This is a genomic window from Pradoshia sp. D12 (genome assembly GCF_008935075.1).
GTDB lineage: Bacteria > Bacillota > Bacilli > Bacillales > Pradoshiaceae > Pradoshia.
Genome location: NZ_CP044545.1, coordinates 1,461,287 through 1,479,038, shown reverse-complemented (window position 1 = coordinate 1,479,038; position 17,752 = coordinate 1,461,287). Strand labels below are relative to the sequence as shown.

The 17,752-nt window shown below is 38.0% G+C and carries 15 protein-coding genes; 1 reads left to right on the top strand and 14 read right to left on the bottom strand.

All coding sequences use genetic code 11. The features are described from left to right. Positions 1-7: 7 nt before the first annotated feature. The 5 genes from F7984_RS07275 to lepB form a co-directional block, all read right to left on the bottom strand. Positions 8-997, bottom strand: a complete 990-nt coding sequence (locus F7984_RS07275; RefSeq protein WP_066100226.1) for a Gfo/Idh/MocA family protein — start codon at positions 995-997, stop codon at positions 8-10. Positions 998-1,070: 73 nt separating this feature from the next. After that, complete coding sequence (locus F7984_RS07270; protein WP_066102251.1) at positions 1,071-2,282, bottom strand: phospholipase D-like domain-containing protein; 1,212 nt, start codon at positions 2,280-2,282, stop codon at positions 1,071-1,073. A 139-nt stretch (positions 2,283-2,421) separates the two neighbouring features. Continuing rightward, entirely contained in the window at positions 2,422-2,853 is a 432-nt protein-coding gene (locus F7984_RS07265) for a YlbF/YmcA family competence regulator (RefSeq protein ID WP_066100229.1), read from the bottom strand. Positions 2,854-2,855: 2 nt separating this feature from the next. Then, positions 2,856-4,394, bottom strand: coding sequence for a tRNA (N6-isopentenyl adenosine(37)-C2)-methylthiotransferase MiaB (gene miaB / locus F7984_RS07260; protein ID WP_066100232.1), 1,539 nt, complete (start codon positions 4,392-4,394; stop codon positions 2,856-2,858). A 415-nt stretch (positions 4,395-4,809) separates the two neighbouring features. Next, positions 4,810-5,364 (bottom strand): signal peptidase I, encoded by a 555-nt coding sequence (gene lepB, locus F7984_RS07255; RefSeq protein WP_066100235.1) that lies wholly within the window; start codon positions 5,362-5,364, stop codon positions 4,810-4,812. A 538-nt stretch (positions 5,365-5,902) separates the two neighbouring features. Between lepB and F7984_RS07250 the strand changes: the two genes are divergently transcribed. Beyond that, positions 5,903-6,463, top strand: coding sequence for a GNAT family N-acetyltransferase (locus F7984_RS07250; protein WP_066100238.1), 561 nt, complete (start codon positions 5,903-5,905; stop codon positions 6,461-6,463). A 141-nt stretch (positions 6,464-6,604) separates the two neighbouring features. On the opposite strand, the gene F7984_RS07245 is transcribed toward F7984_RS07250, so the two are convergent. The 9 genes from F7984_RS07245 to recA all read right to left on the bottom strand — a co-directional run bounded on the left by F7984_RS07245 (position 6,605) and on the right by recA (position 17,540). After that, on the bottom strand, positions 6,605-7,783 hold the full coding sequence (locus F7984_RS07245) for a glycine C-acetyltransferase (RefSeq protein WP_066100241.1): 1,179 nt from the start codon (positions 7,781-7,783) through the stop codon (positions 6,605-6,607). Positions 7,784-7,895: 112 nt separating this feature from the next. Next, a complete protein-coding gene (tdh, locus tag F7984_RS07240; RefSeq protein ID WP_140461291.1) occupies positions 7,896-8,936 on the bottom strand; it encodes an L-threonine 3-dehydrogenase in 1,041 nt (346 codons plus the stop codon). Between the two features lie 345 nt (positions 8,937-9,281). Further along, entirely contained in the window at positions 9,282-10,148 is an 867-nt protein-coding gene (locus F7984_RS07235) for a 2-oxoacid:ferredoxin oxidoreductase subunit beta (RefSeq protein WP_066100243.1), read from the bottom strand. Next, a complete protein-coding gene (locus F7984_RS07230) occupies positions 10,149-11,885 on the bottom strand; it encodes a 2-oxoacid:acceptor oxidoreductase subunit alpha (RefSeq protein WP_066100246.1) in 1,737 nt (578 codons plus the stop codon). 171 nt (positions 11,886-12,056) lie between these two features. Further along, on the bottom strand, positions 12,057-12,977 hold the full coding sequence (locus tag F7984_RS07225) for a dipeptidase (RefSeq protein ID WP_066100249.1): 921 nt from the start codon (positions 12,975-12,977) through the stop codon (positions 12,057-12,059). Between the two features lie 119 nt (positions 12,978-13,096). Next, complete coding sequence (spoVS, locus tag F7984_RS07220) at positions 13,097-13,357, bottom strand: stage V sporulation protein SpoVS (protein WP_066100252.1); 261 nt, start codon at positions 13,355-13,357, stop codon at positions 13,097-13,099. Between the two features lie 135 nt (positions 13,358-13,492). Continuing rightward, positions 13,493-14,290 carry a TIGR00282 family metallophosphoesterase gene (locus F7984_RS07215; protein ID WP_066100255.1) on the bottom strand — a complete coding sequence of 266 codons (798 nt, stop codon included), beginning with the start codon at positions 14,288-14,290 and terminating at the stop codon, positions 13,493-13,495. Between the two features lie 111 nt (positions 14,291-14,401). Further along, positions 14,402-15,961 (bottom strand): ribonuclease Y, encoded by a 1,560-nt coding sequence (gene rny, locus F7984_RS07210; RefSeq protein ID WP_066100258.1) that lies wholly within the window; start codon positions 15,959-15,961, stop codon positions 14,402-14,404. Between the two features lie 535 nt (positions 15,962-16,496). Next, on the bottom strand, positions 16,497-17,540 hold the full coding sequence (gene recA / locus F7984_RS07205; RefSeq protein WP_066100261.1) for a recombinase RecA: 1,044 nt from the start codon (positions 17,538-17,540) through the stop codon (positions 16,497-16,499). Positions 17,541-17,752: the final 212 nt, after the last annotated feature.

Below are 17,752 nucleotides of genomic sequence, written 5' to 3'. Positions count from 1 at the left end.
TTAAAAGTTACAACTTAACAATACTTTGATCTTTGATTGATTTATAACAAGCTTCAATTATTTTCATATTTTGCACGGTATCCAATGGCGTATATGCTGGGGTTTGATCGTTAAGTATACATTCTGCAAAATGATCCACTTGCATCATATATTGATCACACATAATCACTTCTTTTCGGGTCTCCCCTCCGCTTTTAACCAATAATTCCCCTTGATGTCCAACAAGATCTGGACGATAAGCATTTCTGCATATAATCTCTCCTAGAGTGCCAACCACGCGGTATTCATTTCGATTAGTCATTTCAAAACTGCAATCAAACATCGCTCGCACACCATTATCCATCGTCATATGCGCTGTGGTAGTTAAGTCTACATCATAAGGATTATTCAGATCTGCAAAGCCCATTATTTCTATTGGTTCAGCTCCTAAAATATGCCTGATAGCATGGATATTATAACAGCCAACGTCATATAGGGCCCCTCCCCCTTTTTCCGAAGATAAACGAATATTATCCTCATCATCACTTAATAAAAACGAATGACTGGCATACATATACTTTACCTCGCCTATTTCTCCCGTTTTAATAATATCTTTTACACGTTTATGTTGGGCATGAAATTGGTACATGAACGCTTCCATCATTTTCACACCATAACGCTCACACGCATTCATCATTTCAATTGTTTCTGCCTCTGTCAAAGCAGCTGGCTTCTCAACCAACACATGTTTACCAGCTTTTGCTGCTTCCATTGTCCATTTTGCATGCAAATGATTTGGTAATGGAATATAAACAGCTTGTATTTCAGGATCCGCTAATAATTCTTCGTATGAATCATATGTCCTCGGAATCTCCAAGCTTGCAGCCACATCTTTAGCCTTTTGACTTTGGCTGGCAATCGCTGTTGCCTCTCCATGGACAGAACGTTTAATGGCGGGAATCACTTGAGTTTGCCCAATATCTGCCGTACTTAAAATACCCCATTTTATTTTTGGCATTCTTATTTCTCCTTTCCAAAGTCCTAAAAAAAACGGATCATTACAATGATCCGTTTCTTAGAAGTTACTTCTATTATAGATAATAATGTACACATTTGGCAATTTTCATCAGTATTTTATCTTTCATTTTAAGGTTATCAAAATAATCTAATTTAATTTCCTTTGAATCCCCGAGATCTACATCTAATTGTTTTTGAACCGTTTGACTAAATGGTGATGATTTCATAAATAAAGTCATTTCATCATTCAACCTAAATGAACGTGAATCGATGTTGACTGTTCCAGTCATTAATCTTTCATAATCTACTAGGACAACCTTCCCATGGAAAATTCCTTTATCATATTGGTATACCTTCATTCCGTTTTCGAGTGCTTCTCTGACAAAAGGATACGCAGCCTGGGTTAACATTAATCCATCTGAATGTTTGGGCCACATGATGATAACCTCCACATCACGTTTTCTTGCCCGTTTTAAAGCATCCATAAAATCACGATTATCTGGAATAAAATAGGGGGTCGCAATTATAATTTGTTTTTTTGCCGCATCGAATTCTTGAATAAAATCCTCAACCAAGCCAAATCCACTTGAATATACCTTCAAATAATGATTGGTTTCTCCTTTTTCCAAGTCAACCTTATGTATAGGTGGAGAGTTACCTGTATTTACCTTCCAATCCTCGCAAAATTGTTGTTCAAAGTCCTGAACACCCTCACCTGTCATACGGATCTGATAATCATGCCATGTATTCTTTGTATATTTTTGTGCTACATTAAGTCCGCCTGTGTATCCGATTTTCCCATCTATCACAGCTATTCGACGATGATTTCTATGCTGGATGGAGTACCAAATATGAGGAAAATGAGGATCATTGCTATAGGTTATATGCACCCCTGCTTTTCTCAGTTCATCAAACCAATCATTCTTACCCTTTAAAGAGCCTGCTCGGTCTACCGAATAATAAACTTCGACTCCTTGATTCGCCTTTTTCTTCAATAAATCGAAAAATTTTTCGCTTGCTTCACCGCTACCAATTGAAAAATAATGAATATACACATATTCCTTAGCCTCTAAAATATCTTTTGAAAACTGAGGATAAAAAGTTTTCCAATCCGTGTACAATCCAAAATTACTGTTACGAATTGGATAGGTATGAGGTTGGCTACCTGCTTCCGCCGCTTCTCTTCCCGCTTTAATATCATAATTCACCCATACTAAAAGCAAGCCTATAAAGGTACTAAACAGTAAAAGACCGTTAATGAAATATATAATTATTTTTTTCAGCATCCTGACTGTCCTTTGAATGGAAGACAAATTACATCTTCCTTTTTGCTTAGTATGTGTAAATGAATCCATATTATTAAATAAGTAAAAAAGCCACACATCACACCTTTTTAATAAAGGAGTAATGTATGGCTTTCTAAAATTAGCAGCTATGGCTGTGAGAATTATTTTTTACTTTTGAGCCAGTTTCCCCACGTAACAAATCACCATTAGTTGCTTTAATGATTTCATCTGTCACTGTATTTGAGATGACATTAGCTACCATCTGCAGAAGATCATTAACTTCCATCTGCGATTGTTTGAATTCCTGGACAATCGGAATTTCATCCAATTCACGTTCTACCTTCGCTAATTTTTCCTCTGTCTTTTTAAAGGCTTCTGTCTTTCCATAATGTTGGAAGTTGACCGATTGCTTTTGTAACCCCTTGATTACTGACATTAACTCAGCTACATTTTTATTTTCATTGATTTGTGCTTCCGCTCGTTTAAAGAAATCAACTTCATTAGTCGTTGAGATCATTTTAGCCAAGTCTTTTGCTTTGTCAATAATTTGTTCTTTCGTGTAGTTCCCCATTTTTAAACTCCCACCTCTACCTCATTTGTTTCTTCCACATACTCACCATCAAGTGACCATGTTTTAGCATTTGTAATTTTTACTTTTACAATTTTACCGATAACAGATTTTGGAGCTCTAAAGTTAACTAATTTATTTTTAGTTGTGTATCCTGCCAGTACATCCGGATTGTTTTTGCTTTCCCCTTCAACTAAAACATCGAGAATCTGGCCTTTATATAATTGATTTTTTTTGTTGGCTGTTTCGTTTACCAGTGCATTCAAGCGTTGAAGACGCTCTTTTTTGACTTCCATCGGAACATTATCCTTCATTTTTGCGGCTGGTGTACCTTCACGCGGAGAATAAATAAATGTATAAGCCAAGTCATATCCAACTTCTTTATAAAGAGACATCGTTTCTTCAAACTGTTCGTCCGTTTCATTCGGATAGCCAACTATAATATCAGTTGTCAGTGTGACGTTAGGGATTGCTTCCTTGATTTTACGAACCAATTCCAAGTATTGTTCACGAGTGTATTTACGAGCCATGATTTTTAAGACATCATTATTACCGGATTGAACAGGCAAATGGATATGATCCATCATGTTTCCGCCCTTAGCCAGAACTTCAATCAAATGATCATCAAAATCACGAGGGTGACTTGTCGTGAAGCGCACACGCGGGATATCGATTTTACGAATTTCTTCCATTAAATCGCCTAGACGATAGTCGATATCTTCAAAGTCCTTACCGTATGCATTTACATTTTGCCCAAGCAATGTGATTTCCTGATATCCTTGAGCAGCCAGCTGACGAACCTCCTGAATGATATCTTCAGGTCTGCGGCTCCGTTCCTTTCCACGTGTAAATGGAACAATACAGTACGTACAGAACTTATCACAGCCATACATAATATTAACCCAAGCCTTGATGTTTCCTTTTCTTACTTTTGGAAGGTTCTCAATAATATCCCCTTCCTTGGACCAAACCTCAATAACCATTTCTTTGGACATATATGCTTCCATCAGTATTTCCGGTAAACGATGGATATTATGTGTTCCAAATATCATATCTACAAAGGCATGCTTTTGTAAAATTTTATTCACAACAGATTCTTCCTGTGACATACATCCACATACACCAAGCAATAAATCAGGCTTATTTTTTCTCAATGCTTTTAAATGGCCAAGTTCACCGAACACTTTATTTTCAGCATTTTCTCGAATGGCACATGTATTCAATAAAATTACATTGGCATCCTCCACGCTGTCAGTTGGTTCATATCCAAGAGCTAAAAAGATACCGGACATAACTTCAGTATCATGCTCATTCATTTGGCAACCGTACGTACGGATATAAAACTTGCGTCCTTCACCCATACCACGGAATTGTTCATTAATATTAAAATCCTTATGATAATTAATCGCTTCTTTTCCGCGTTTCTTAGCATCTTTTAAGGATGGTGGCATGTAAACCGTTTCAAAATACTTGCTATAATCTTTCTCTTGCTTTTTGTCATTTTTAACAGCGGTCGTCGTATCCAATCGTTGCTGCTCGTTCATATAAATCCCCTTCCATGTATCCACACTTATTGATTAAATCTATATATATTATTAAATAGACCAAACCACTCATAAACACAATTATAAAAGCACTAAACTCAAAAATAACAATTACAAACTGTATTGCAATCATTTTTAAAACTATCGTTGTCACATTCATTTAGTATAATGGTTTTGGGCAAATTTCTCAATATGAAGTGTAAAATAGCCTTTTTTGGGATAAACATGCAGATAAAAATACCTGTACAGGCATATATACAATTTTTTTGGTTCTTCCTATTACTTAAGAGCATTTGTCTTTCTAAACAATCCCTAAATCAATCACATATGTCTCCAAAAAAAATGTTTGTCTGCGTTATACCAATGTATTCTTTGATATAAGGCAGACAAACATCCTCCAACAACACTATTCATGTTACTTCGCAAAACCAATATCACTTATTGGCCAAATGCGCAGTTTCACTTCACCAATAATTCGATCCATCGGCACAAAACCAAATATCCTGCTATCTTTACTGTACAAGCGATTATCTCCAAGAACAAACATTTGTCCCTTTGGAACTTTTTGTTTACCTGTCAAATTCTTCAATGTAAAATCTTCAGTCAGACGTTCCCTCTCTTGTAAATCCTTCTTAAATTCCACCAGATAAGGTTCATCAACCGCTTTTCCATTGATATATAGAACATCATTCTTCATCTCAACAGTATCTCCTGGAAGACCAATTACACGTTTTACATAACTATCAGATGAATCTGTTGCATGAAATACGACCTCATCAAAACGGTTAATCGTTGTCATTTTACTTAAGATAACCCGATTTCCATCCTCGAGACTGGGAAGCATAGATTCTCCCCTCACAGTAGTTGGCGTAAAAACAAACTGACGCATTAAAGTCACAATAACAATTGCCAATACGACAGATTTAAACACTGACATAGCTTCTTTTCCTATATTTATCTTATCATTCATAAACCGTACTCCTTTAACCTAATTCATGTACACCCGCTCTGTTCTCTTCTTCATTCATTCCCTTACAAAGAAAAATACAAACGTGTTGGATGTATAAGACGTACAATGTCAATGAGCTAACAAGCCTTTATGTTCTATCATTCTTAATGAATTTTCTGTACCACTTAAAGACTGTTGGAGAATAGCAAAAAAACAGATAGCACAATAGGACAATTACATAGAATAAAGCCACCTGAATAGGATTACCTAGTGAATCAATGACAAGTTTCCCCCCACTGCTTTTTCTTCATTTTGTTCATTGAAACTACTTTCAGAGATATCGACCCTAAAGGTTACTCATCCTAAGTAATTAAACAAGCGAGAATCCTTTTAAATACTATTTGTAATTTTCAAATATTTGGTTTTGGGATATAGTTATACTATTAATAAAAAGGAGTTGTGGATATGACCGCGCATATGGCAGTCGATGTTTTGTTAACCAACAAATAATCTGAGGGAGTGTATCTCCGACTGCACCCCTTATTAAAGGGAGAAAAACATGAAACAATTTTTTGATAACTATTTATCAGGTAAAACAGTTTTATTGAAACAAATGGAACCACATCATTTTGAGCGCTTTGCTGAAATTGAAAATGAAAATAGTACACTATTACTTGCAAATGATGATATTCCATTTCCATTAACAGCTGAAGATCACACAAATTTTTTCAAAACGATTAGTGGGAAAAAAGAAGAGTTTATGTTTGGTATTTTTGAGAAAGAATCAAATGAACTTATTGGATCATGTGGTGTATTCGCAATTAACTGGAAGAATAGCACGTGTTTTGTTGGGATATCCATTGGCAACGAGTGGCACAATAAAGGCTTTGGCACAGATGCTATGAATACATTAATTTCTTTTGTTTTTAATTACATCCATATCCATAAAATCAAACTTCAGGTGTTCAGTTTTAATACCAATGCTATCCGCTCTTACGAAAAATGCTATTTTAGTAAGGAGGGTACATTACGAAATGAAATCTTCAGATTTGGGTCATTCCATGATGTACATGTATATGGTTTACTGAGAGAAGAATGGAACAAGCGACAGACTAACTAACTAAAAAAAGCATTAATTCACGTTCTTCATGAATTAATGCTTTTCTGTATTACTATTAACTTGTTAATTAGAGATATCTGAAGTTCCCTCTAAGTAGCCTATTATTTTAAATAACTATTTTCGAAAGACCATTCATACAGTTTATTTAATAATCCCCAGCTCTTTACCAGCCTTTTCAAATGCATTTAATGCTTTAGCCAGCTCCTCTTTGGAATGTTCTGCTGTTACAATGGTCCTGACACGTGCATGACCCTTTGCAACAGTTGGGAATGCAATCCCCTGAGCAAATACACCATATTCCATTAATTTATTAGACAGCTTATTTGTCAAAGCCTCATCCCCAACGATAATGGGAGTGATCGGTGTTTCGCTTTTTCCGGTATTAAAGCCCATAAATTCTAGTCCTTCTTTGAAAAACTTTGTATTCTCCCACAAACGCTCAATTAATTCCGGTTCTTCCAATAATACATCAATTGCTTCTATATTAGCCATTGTCACTGCAGGCGGGTGTGATGTACTAAATAAGAAAGGTCTGCCTTTATGAATTAAATAATCAACCAATGTACGGCTGCTTGCCACATATCCTCCAAGAACCCCTATAGCCTTGCTTAACGTACCTACCTGAATATGAACACGTCCATCCAAACCGAAGTGATTGACGGTTCCACGCCCATTTTGGCCAAGTACTCCTGAGGCATGCGCATCATCGACCATAATAAGTGCATCATATTTTTCTGCTAACTCCACAATCTCGGGTAGCGGTGCGATATTGCCATCCATGGAAAAGACACCATCTGTTACAACTAAGCGTTTACGATAGGATTGAGTCTCTTTCAGGACATCCTCCAAGCTGTTCATATCGACATGCTTATAAACACGGCGTGTAGCTTTTGTTAGTCTTATTCCATCGATTATGGAAGCATGGTTTAATTCATCCGATATAACCACATCTTCCTGTGTAAGAATCGCGGATAGAACTCCTTGATTCGTTGTAAATCCAGATTGAAATACTAAAGCCGCTTCCGTATGTTTAAATTTCGCCAACTTCTCTTCTAACTCTATATGCATATCCATGGTACCGGCAATTGTACGTACCGAACCTGTTCCCACTCCATATTCTTCAATGGCATCAAGCGCTGCATCCTTTAAACGAGGATGTGAAGTCAATCCAAGATAGTTGTTAGATGATAATTGAATCAAATTTTCCCCATTAATCTTAACTTTTGTACCTTGTTCTGATTCCAGAGGAATTAATGGATGGAACAAACCTGTTCCTTTCATTTCGTCTAATTCTGTTTGCAAGTATTCAAACCCCTTCAAATCGCTTCCTCCTCATCCAATTGTTTACCTTATATTCCTTCTATTCCCTATATTTTTGCATTATATCAATAGTATTGAATAAATTTATTACTCTTCCTCATTCAGCACCCTTTTACGGCAGTAATATCACTTTTCCACACTCACCTTTGATCATAAGGTCAAAGCCTTTTTCATACTCTTCTAAAGGGAAGTGATGGGTGATTAATGGTTTAACATCAACCTGCCCTGATTCCAGCAATCGGGAAACCTGCTGCCACGTTTTAAACATTTGTCTCCCTGTAATTCCTTGAACGGTTATCCCCTTAAAAACGATATCATCAGTAATATTGAGAGGCACAGGCTTAGAGGGTAAGCTTAAAATAGAAAACCTGCCTCCATTCGTAATCATTTTAAATCCTTGATCGATGGCTATAGGATGACCACTCATTTCACAAACAATATCAACCCCATTGCCACCCGTTAAATCATAAACTGCCTGAACAGGATCTGTCTTCGATGAATTAATCATCACAGTAGCGCCCAATTTACCCGCTAGCTCTAAACGGTAATCATTAAGATCTAACGCAATGACCTGTGAAGCCCCAGCTGCTTTTGCCACTCCCACTGCCATAATACCAATTGGACCGCAACCGATAATAGCGACCGTTTTCCCGACTACTTCACCTGACAATACGGTGTGGACCGCATTCCCCATAGGCTCCTGTATAGAAGCTACATCTATAGGCATATCTACAGGATTTTTCCAAAGATTAGATGCCGGTAAAGCTACATATTCAGCAAAACACCCCTGTGTATCAACCCCAATTATCTTTGTGTTTTTACATATATGATATTGTCCCGTCATACATTGAGGGCAGATTCCACAAACTAAATGTGTCTCAGCGGAAACATAATCACCTATCTGGAAATCCTGTACTTTATTTCCCACTTCAACAATCTCTCCTGAGAATTCATGCCCAAATGCATAAGGAGGATTAACCCTATGTTGAGACCATTCATCCCAAGTATAAATATGGACATCCGTCCCGCATATGGACGTCGCCTTTACTTTAATCAACACTTCATCCTCTTTGACAGAAGGAATATCAATCAATTGGAGTTCTGCTCCATAACCTCTTTTATGTTTTACAACCGCTTTCATTTTTCCATCCACCGTATACACACTCCTGTCTAAAAAAACCTGGTTTATACCAAAATTTTAAATTTTTAACTTAATTATGTAAATAGGCTATTCCTCGTATGGCGGACAGTTGATTATAAGAAGAATATTTTTTTAAAAAAGTATACTAAAGTGAATATTTTTTCCGGACTAAGACAACCTACATTGTCATCTAAGAATGAATCCCCATGTATAAGTCGTTATCAAAGGTATCTGCTAATCATAATAAAAACCCCTGATATATCAAGGGGTTCATTCTTCAAGAGATTTCTCCATGAATACTTACCTCACATTACATAAAAATAATACCGACCGATTACTCGGCCGGTGTTTATTCAATTACATAAATTCTGCTGTCAATTTATCAAAATGTTCCTGAGTCAATTTCAAATCAGCAGAAGATAAAGGTTTTTCAGCATACCCCTGAATTAATTCCTGATAGGAAGGCTGAGCAGTATTTTGATAAATTAAGCCGGTAACTAAGCCTTTATGCTCCATTAACGTCTGCATCGCTGCTTCTTTATTGGATGGATCGTAACCTTCAATTGTTGAAAGCTTTGTTAAATTACCCTTGAACCAATCATACGTATTCACTTTATTATAGGTCACGCATGGACTGAAAACATTAATTAAAGAAAAACCTTTATGACGAATACCTGCTTCAATCAATGCTGTCAAATCTTTTAAGTCGCTGGAAAAGCTTTGCGCCACAAAAGTCGCACCAACTGACAAGGCCATTTCCATTGGAGATATCGCCTGTTCAATCGAACCTCCAGGCGTAGATTTCGTCTTAAAGCCGGCTGCAGAGCGCGGTGATGTCTGACCCTTCGTTAAACCGTATATTTGATTGTCCATAACAATATAGGTGATATCAATATTTCTCCTAATCGCATGTACTGTATGACCCATGCCAATTGCAAATCCATCACCATCTCCACCTGAGGCAAGGACGGTTAAATCACGATTCGCCATTTTGACACCCTGTGCGATTGGTAAAGAACGGCCATGTATACTGTGAAACCCATAGGATTGGATATAACCGGAAATACGGCCTGAACAGCCTATTCCGGAAATCACAGCAAGTTGATCCGGTTCCAGACCTACATTAGCTGCTGCCCTCTGGATAGCGGCCTGAACAGAGAAGTCACCACAGCCGGGACACCAGTTTGGTTTTACATTATTTCTAAAGTCTTTAAATGTAGCCATTTAAACCAACTCCCTGCATTTTGTATACACTTCGTACGGCAAAAATGGATTGCCGTCATATTTTAAAAGCTTCGTAATCTTCTCGGCATGGCCAATATTCATTTTCAGAATGTTGGCAAGTTGTCCTGTTGCATTATTCTCGATAACAACTACCTTTTTCGCATCCTGAACATAGGGCAGTAACTCATGGGCAGGGAATGGATGAAGAAGCCTTACATGTACATGGTTGACTTTAATCCCGTCATCAGCCAGGTTTTTCATCGTCTCTTCAATGACACCTCTAGTAGAAATAAATCCGACCAATAGCAAGTCTGGATTCTCATGGACAGCATTTATATGGATTGGATCTTTAAATCTTACAGACTCGATTTTGCGCATTCGTTTATCCATTTGAGCTACACGATTGGAAGCAACCTCTGAGGGTTTTCCCGTCTCATCATGTTCAACGCCTGTAACATGATGGATTCCATTTTTCATTCCTGGAAGAGGTCTTGGTGATATCCCGTCTTCCGTTACAGCATATCTCTTAAAATAACTTTTATCAGTAGGCTCAGGTAACTCCTCAGAAATTAATTTACCTCTCCTAATCTCAACCCTGCTAAAATCTAAAGGCTCAACGGTTTGTTTACCCAATGATAATTGTAAATCGGAAAGGATAATCACCGGAACCTGATATTCTTCAGCTAAATTAAAAGCTTCTACTGTATCGTAGAATGCTTCCTCCACTGTACTTGGTGCAAGAACGATTTTTGGAATTTCACCATGAGTTCCATAAATCATTGCCATCAAATCGGATTGTTCCTGTTTTGTAGGCATACCTGTCGAAGGGCCTCCACGTTGTGTGTCGACAATTACAAGCGGAGTTTCTGTAATACCCGACAATCCAATTGCCTCCATCATTAGCGATAAACCTGGACCAGCTGAAGCTGTTAAACTGCGTACACCTGCATAATTTGCGCCAATTGCCATCGTACAAGCAGCAATCTCATCTTCTGTCTGTATGACGGCTCCTCCAAACTTTGGCAGTTGCTTAATTAAATACTCCATTATCTCAGAGGCAGGCGTAATCGGATAGGCAGCCATAAAGCGAGTTCCACCAGCCAGAGCACCCATGGCAATCGCATCATTACCAATCATGAATAAACGTTTTTTTCCATCAGCTTCTACTAGCTGCAACACTCCAGCCTTGTTACCCATTTGTTCCATTAAAAAGTCATAGCCAGCTTGAATCGCTTCTAAATTCTTTTCAACGACAGCGGCTCCTTTTCTTCCAAATATTTCCTCAACCACTTCTGAAAATACCTGAATATTTAAACCAAGCACAGCACTAGAAGCGCCGATAGCTACCATGTTCTTCATCAAAGATGTCCCAAGCTGAGAGGCTATTTCTGTAAATGGGACGGAATAGAGTACTGCTTCGGTATCTAAAGGAGCTTTGGGATCAAACTTGGTGTCGGCCAAAATAATACCGTCTTTATGTAATTCTTTATAATTCACATCAATGGTTTCTTGGTCAAATGCCACTAACACATCCAAATCGTCGGCTATTGATCGAACCTGTGTTGTGCTTACTCGAATTTTATTATTTGTATGGCCCCCTTTAATACGGGAAGAAAAATGGCGATACCCATACAAGTAATATCCCAGACGATTTAATGCAATAGAAAAAATTTCTCCAGTACTTTCTATGCCTTCACCTTGCTGCCCTCCAACTTTCCATGAAAGTTGTTTATTCATTTCCTTTACACCCCTTCGATTCCCTTATATGAAATATTGGTTTTTCATGTCAGCTATAAAACTATTAACAATAATTTTATTATTTACTAGAATATACCATTATGTCTACAATATTAAGCTTAAGTTTCTAAAAAAACCATAAATAAAGAAATAGCGTATTCAATTCAACCCCTATTGGCCATATCTTGATGCAAAATTATCAAATAAGAAATGACGGACATCCTCTTCCTTATAATACTTCAGCAGCTCGTTAACCAGATTACTATATTGTTCCACTCTGCTGAGAGAATGTACGCTTGTTGTCGTCCCATCAAAGTCAGATCCAAATCCTACATGACGGGCACCTCCAAGTGAACAAACATGTTCCAGATGCCTCAATACATCAGTCAAGTTTGCCTGATTGGTACCTGTTAAAAATTCAGGGACAAATGTAAGTCCCATAACCGATTTTTTTTGAATTAATGCTTTAATTTGTTCATCACTCAAATTTCTTGGATGATCAACTAGCGATCGGCAATTTGAGTGAGAAGCAATTGGTCTGCTATGTATTTCCATGCAATCCCAAAATGCTCTCTCCGATAAATGAGATACATCACACCAGTTGTTCGTAACATTCAACAATTCAACTACCTTTTTCCCAAAGGCGGTTAGACCGGCAGCGCGTTTTTCCAATGCACCATCAGCGACCAGATTAGCCCAGTTCCATGTCAACCCTACCACTGTAACACCAAGCCTCAGTAATAGCTTCAACTTCAACATGTCGTCGCCAATACAGTCACAACCCTCCAACATGAGAATCGCACCTGTCTCTCCCTCTTTAAGCCTGCCAATATCCTTATACTTTCGAATGAATTTTAACTTCCCTGTGCCAATTATTTGGTCATAAAAAATATCCACCATGGCAAGAGCTGCATCAAAGCGGATAGAAGGATGTACATTTTCCGGTATATAAATAGCGAAAACTTGTACTTGTATATTAGCTGCTTTCAAACCAAGATTTGTTACCTCTAGCTCCCTGCTATGATAAAAGTCCAATTTTGGATTAAGAAACAGCTTCATTAACACATCACAATGTGCATCAAATATTCTCATTTAAGCTAATCCCCCATGTTATGTTAGCTTCGGTTAACAAAAAGGAGCATCCTCCCGGTCGGAGAATACGCCTACCGATCCCTTATCAGAGTCAGCTCCAGTTTTACTGCAGTTTCATTTCACCGTGGTTCTATAATTAGTTTTATGGCGGTACGTTCCTCACCATCAATTAAGATATCTGTAAAAGCAGGAATGCATATAAGATCCATCCCGCTGGGTGCGACGAATCCTCTTGCAATCGCTACGGCTTTTACTGCTTGGTTTAATGCACCTGCACCTATTGCTTGGATTTCTGCTGCTCCTCTTTCTCTAAGTACTCCAGCCAGCGCTCCAGCCACAGAGTTGGGATTAGATTTTGCTGAAACCTTTAATATTTCCATTTCTGGTCCTCCTCATCTTATTCCAAGACATGTCCCCTAGTGAGTATGTTTTTTCTGTTAACTATATTCATAATGAACAAAAGATATACCATACAAAAAAGCCAACCCCTATAGGTTGGCTCCTCGCAATCGTTTTTAATAAAAGAATGGATGATCTTCATTAATTAAAATTCTCTCAGTTTTTTTCGCTTTGCCCGTTTTAGGATCTAAATCAATAATTAAACCACTAAGTACAGCTCTTCCCTCTTTTGGTACTTCAAATCTCACAGGCAGGCTTGTTAAGAATTTCTTGATGACAGCATCGCGTTCCATTCCTAGAATACCATCATAAGGCCCTGTCATTCCTACGTCAGACATGTAAGCAGTTCCTTTAGGCAGAATTCGGTTATCAGCTGTTTGGACATGTGTATGGGTCCCAACTACCGCTGACACTCGTCCATCCAGATACCATCCCATTGCCTGTTTTTCACTGGTTGCTTCAGCATGCATGTCAACAAATATAAATGGCGTTCGCTTACTGGCCTCTTCTACCAATTTATCTGCACATAAAAATGGATCATCAAGCGCAGGCATAAAGGTTCTGCCCTGCAGGTTAATAACAGCCAATTCAAACTGATTCATCTTAACAAAGGAAAGTCCCGTGCCCGGTGTTCCCTCCGGAAAATTCCCAGGGCGCACCAGATATTTTGCTTCTCCTATAAATTCAAAAATATCACGATTGTCCCAGGAATGATTACCAAGTGTAATGATATTAGCTCCGTACTCAAGTAATTCTTTATAAATTTTTTGGGTAATCCCTCTTCCAGCTGCAGCATTTTCTCCATTAATGATGACAAACTGCGGTCTATATTTTTCCTTTAACTTCCCTAAATATTCTTTCACCATTGCTCTTCCAGGTGATCCAACAATATCCCCTATAAATAATAACCTCATTTTCGCTTTCCTTTCTTTGAAACTAGGCCAAGATTATCTTTGGTATAGTTTAACTTTTTTGTTTAAAAAAGTTTCGATCTCCAAAAAAATAAAGCGGTGAGGAACACCGCTTTATTTTGCATATTCAACTGCTCTGGTCTCACGAATAACCGTCACTTTAATATGTCCCGGATAGTCCAGTTCATCTTCAATACGTTTTCTAATATCTCTGGCTAATCGGTGTGCCTCTAAATCATCAATACTTTCAGGCTTAACAATAATACGAACTTCTCGTCCTGCCTGGATTGCAAATGATTTTTCAACACCTTCATAGGATTCAGAAATATCCTCAAGTTTTTCAAGGCGACGAATATAGTTTTCAAGCGTTTCACTTCTAGCTCCAGGTCTAGCTGCAGATAATGCATCAGCAGCTGCTACCAGAATGGCAATTATAGATTTTGGTTCGGCGTCTCCATGGTGAGAAGCAATACTATTAATGACAACAGGATGTTCCTTGTACTTCGTAGCAAGTTCCACTCCTATTTCCACATGGCTTCCTTCTACTTCATGGTCAATCGCTTTACCGATATCATGCAATAGTCCAGCGCGCTTTGCCAATGTAATATCTTGACCAAGTTCTGCTGCCATCAAGCCGGATAAATAAGCTACTTCCATCGAATGTTTAAGCACATTCTGACCATAGCTTGTACGGTATCTTAAGCGGCCAAGAATTTTTATTAAATCTGGGTGTAAGCCATGAACCCCAACTTCAAATGTTGTTTGCTCACCGATTTCACGGATATGCTCATCGACTTCCCTTCTTGCTTTATCAACCATTTCTTCAATACGAGCCGGATGGATACGCCCATCCTGAACAAGCTTTTCAAGGGCAAGTCTTGCAGTTTCACGTCTAATTGGATCAAATCCAGATAAAATGACAGCTTCAGGTGTATCATCAATAATTAAATCGATTCCCGTCAACGTTTCAAGTGTTCGAATATTACGTCCTTCTCGACCGATAATTCGACCTTTCATTTCATCATTTGGAAGATTAACAACAGAAACGGTCGTTTCGGCCACATGATCTGCTGCACAACGTTGAATCGCAAGTGACAAGATTTCACGTGCCTTTTTGTCTGCTTCTTCCTTCGCTCGGTTATCGCTCTCTTTCATCATGATTGCAATATCATGTGATAGCTCTTTCTCAACACGATCAAGGATAATGGCTTTTGCTTCTTCTCTAGTCAGGCTAGAAATACGTTCAAGTTCAGAACTTTGAGCTTGAATTATCTCGTCCACTTTGCTTTCCATCTGTTCAATATGCTGTTGTCTTTGGTTCAGAGAATCTTCTTTCTTCTCCAATAAAGCCTCACGTTTATCTTGAGAGTCTGCTTTACGGTCCAGATTCTCTTCTTTTTGTAGAATTCGATTTTCCTGTCTCTGTAATTCAGTTCGTCGATCACGAACTTCCTTTTCAGCATCAGTCCGAAGCTTATGAATCTCATCCTTTGCTTCAAGAAGGGATTCCTTTTTCAAGGCGTCCGCTTCACGCTTTGCGTCCTCAATAATTTTTTCAGCTGCGTTCGTTGCGCCGGATATTTTAGATTCAGCTATAGATCTTCTTAACAAATAGCCAACAACTGCACCAACAATTAGGCCAAGCAAAATGGAGATGATAGCGATTGGATCCATCATTACACCTCCTCTTGCTATTAACTTTTTTAATCTCTTTTACTACATTGTTTTCAATTCTGGCATGTACATCATCTAAAAATATACAGCACAATCGCTTTTAGGCATGTCATAAAAAAAGATATTAATACATTTCTATTGTAAAGTTATGAAAATTTGTTGTCAAGAGCAAGTCCTGACGCTCTTTTAATCGTTTTTAGAAAATACAGACAGATATACAATTTTCGTGACCCTATCCACCTAGGTCATAGTTTCTAATAATACTCTCCACTTTAAGACAGCCGCTTCCCATTAAGTTGAGTAAAAGTACAAAAGCCGAAGAAATTATTTGTTTTTCGCATCTTTTCTAATAAAGTTATAGATTTTTCTCAAACAACACTTACTGATTGATCATACTCTGCCAGTCACTATACTACCTAAATATTATTTCTTTCATGATTCTCTTCAGAAACAGCTAAATTTATAATAAAACACACCCTGAGGCCCACCTATAGAAAGAGCAAACCCATAATCAGGTTTGCCCATTACAAACTACTTATTCAGGTAAATCAAATTTATCCATTTCCTCTGCTGCTTCAACCACTTTCGCTTCACCGTTTAATCCATAGGCTGAGCGGATTTTAATGGAAATTTCATCCCGAACATCTGGATTTTCTTTTAAGAAGAGCTTCGCATTCTCTCTTCCCTGTCCTAAGCGATCTCCATTATATGAGTACCAAGACCCACTCTTTTCAATAATATCCAATTCAGAACCAATGTCGATGATTTCTCCTTCTTTGGAAATACCCTCACCATACATAATATCAAGTTCTGCCACTTTGAAAGGTGGAGCCACTTTATTTTTAACAACCTTTACTTTAGTCCTGTTCCCTACAATATCATTTCCCTGTTTCAGTTGTTCTGCACGTCTTACTTCAAGGCGAACCGTAGAATAGAACTTAAGAGCACGACCACCTGGAGTTGTTTCTGGGTTACCAAACATAACACCAATCTTCTCACGGATTTGGTTGATAAAGATTGCTATGGTGTTAGATTTATTAATGGATCCAGAAAGTTTACGAAGAGCCTGAGACATTAAACGGGCTTGTAGACCCATATGAGAATCTCCCATTTCACCTTCAATCTCAGCTTTTGGTACTAAAGCAGCCACTGAGTCAACAACGATAATATCAATTGCACCACTTCGTACAAGCGCCTCAGCAATTTCCAATGCCTGTTCACCTGTATCTGGTTGGGAAAGTAATAATTCATCTATATTTACGCCAAGCTTTTGTGCATATGCCGGATCTAAAGCATGTTCTGCATCAATAAATGCTGCTTGTCCACCCTGTGCCTGTACTTCAGCAATTGCATGTAAAGCTACTGTCGTTTTACCGGAACTCTCCGGTCCATAAATCTCAATTATTCTACCTCTTGGATATCCACCCACACCGAGGGCTGAATCAAGAGCAAGCGAACCACTTGGAATGGTAGAAACCTTTCTGTCTGCTCTTTCCCCCAGCTTCATTACTGAACCTTTACCAAATTGCTTTTCAATTTGTTTTAGCGCCATATCGAGCGCAGCTTGACGTTCACTCACAGTTTATTTCCTCCCCATATCTATATAAAAACATTACATGTATAATTTAGAACTTATTTATACTATACCTCATCTGTCCCCATTTAACAAGTAAAAAAGCGAACATTTATTCGTATTGTTTTAATGGTAATTTTGCTAATAAATTTAAAGAAACTCTCTAGCAAACAGAATGCTTTTAGCAGTAATTAAAGTAAAACTAAAATTATCTCAAT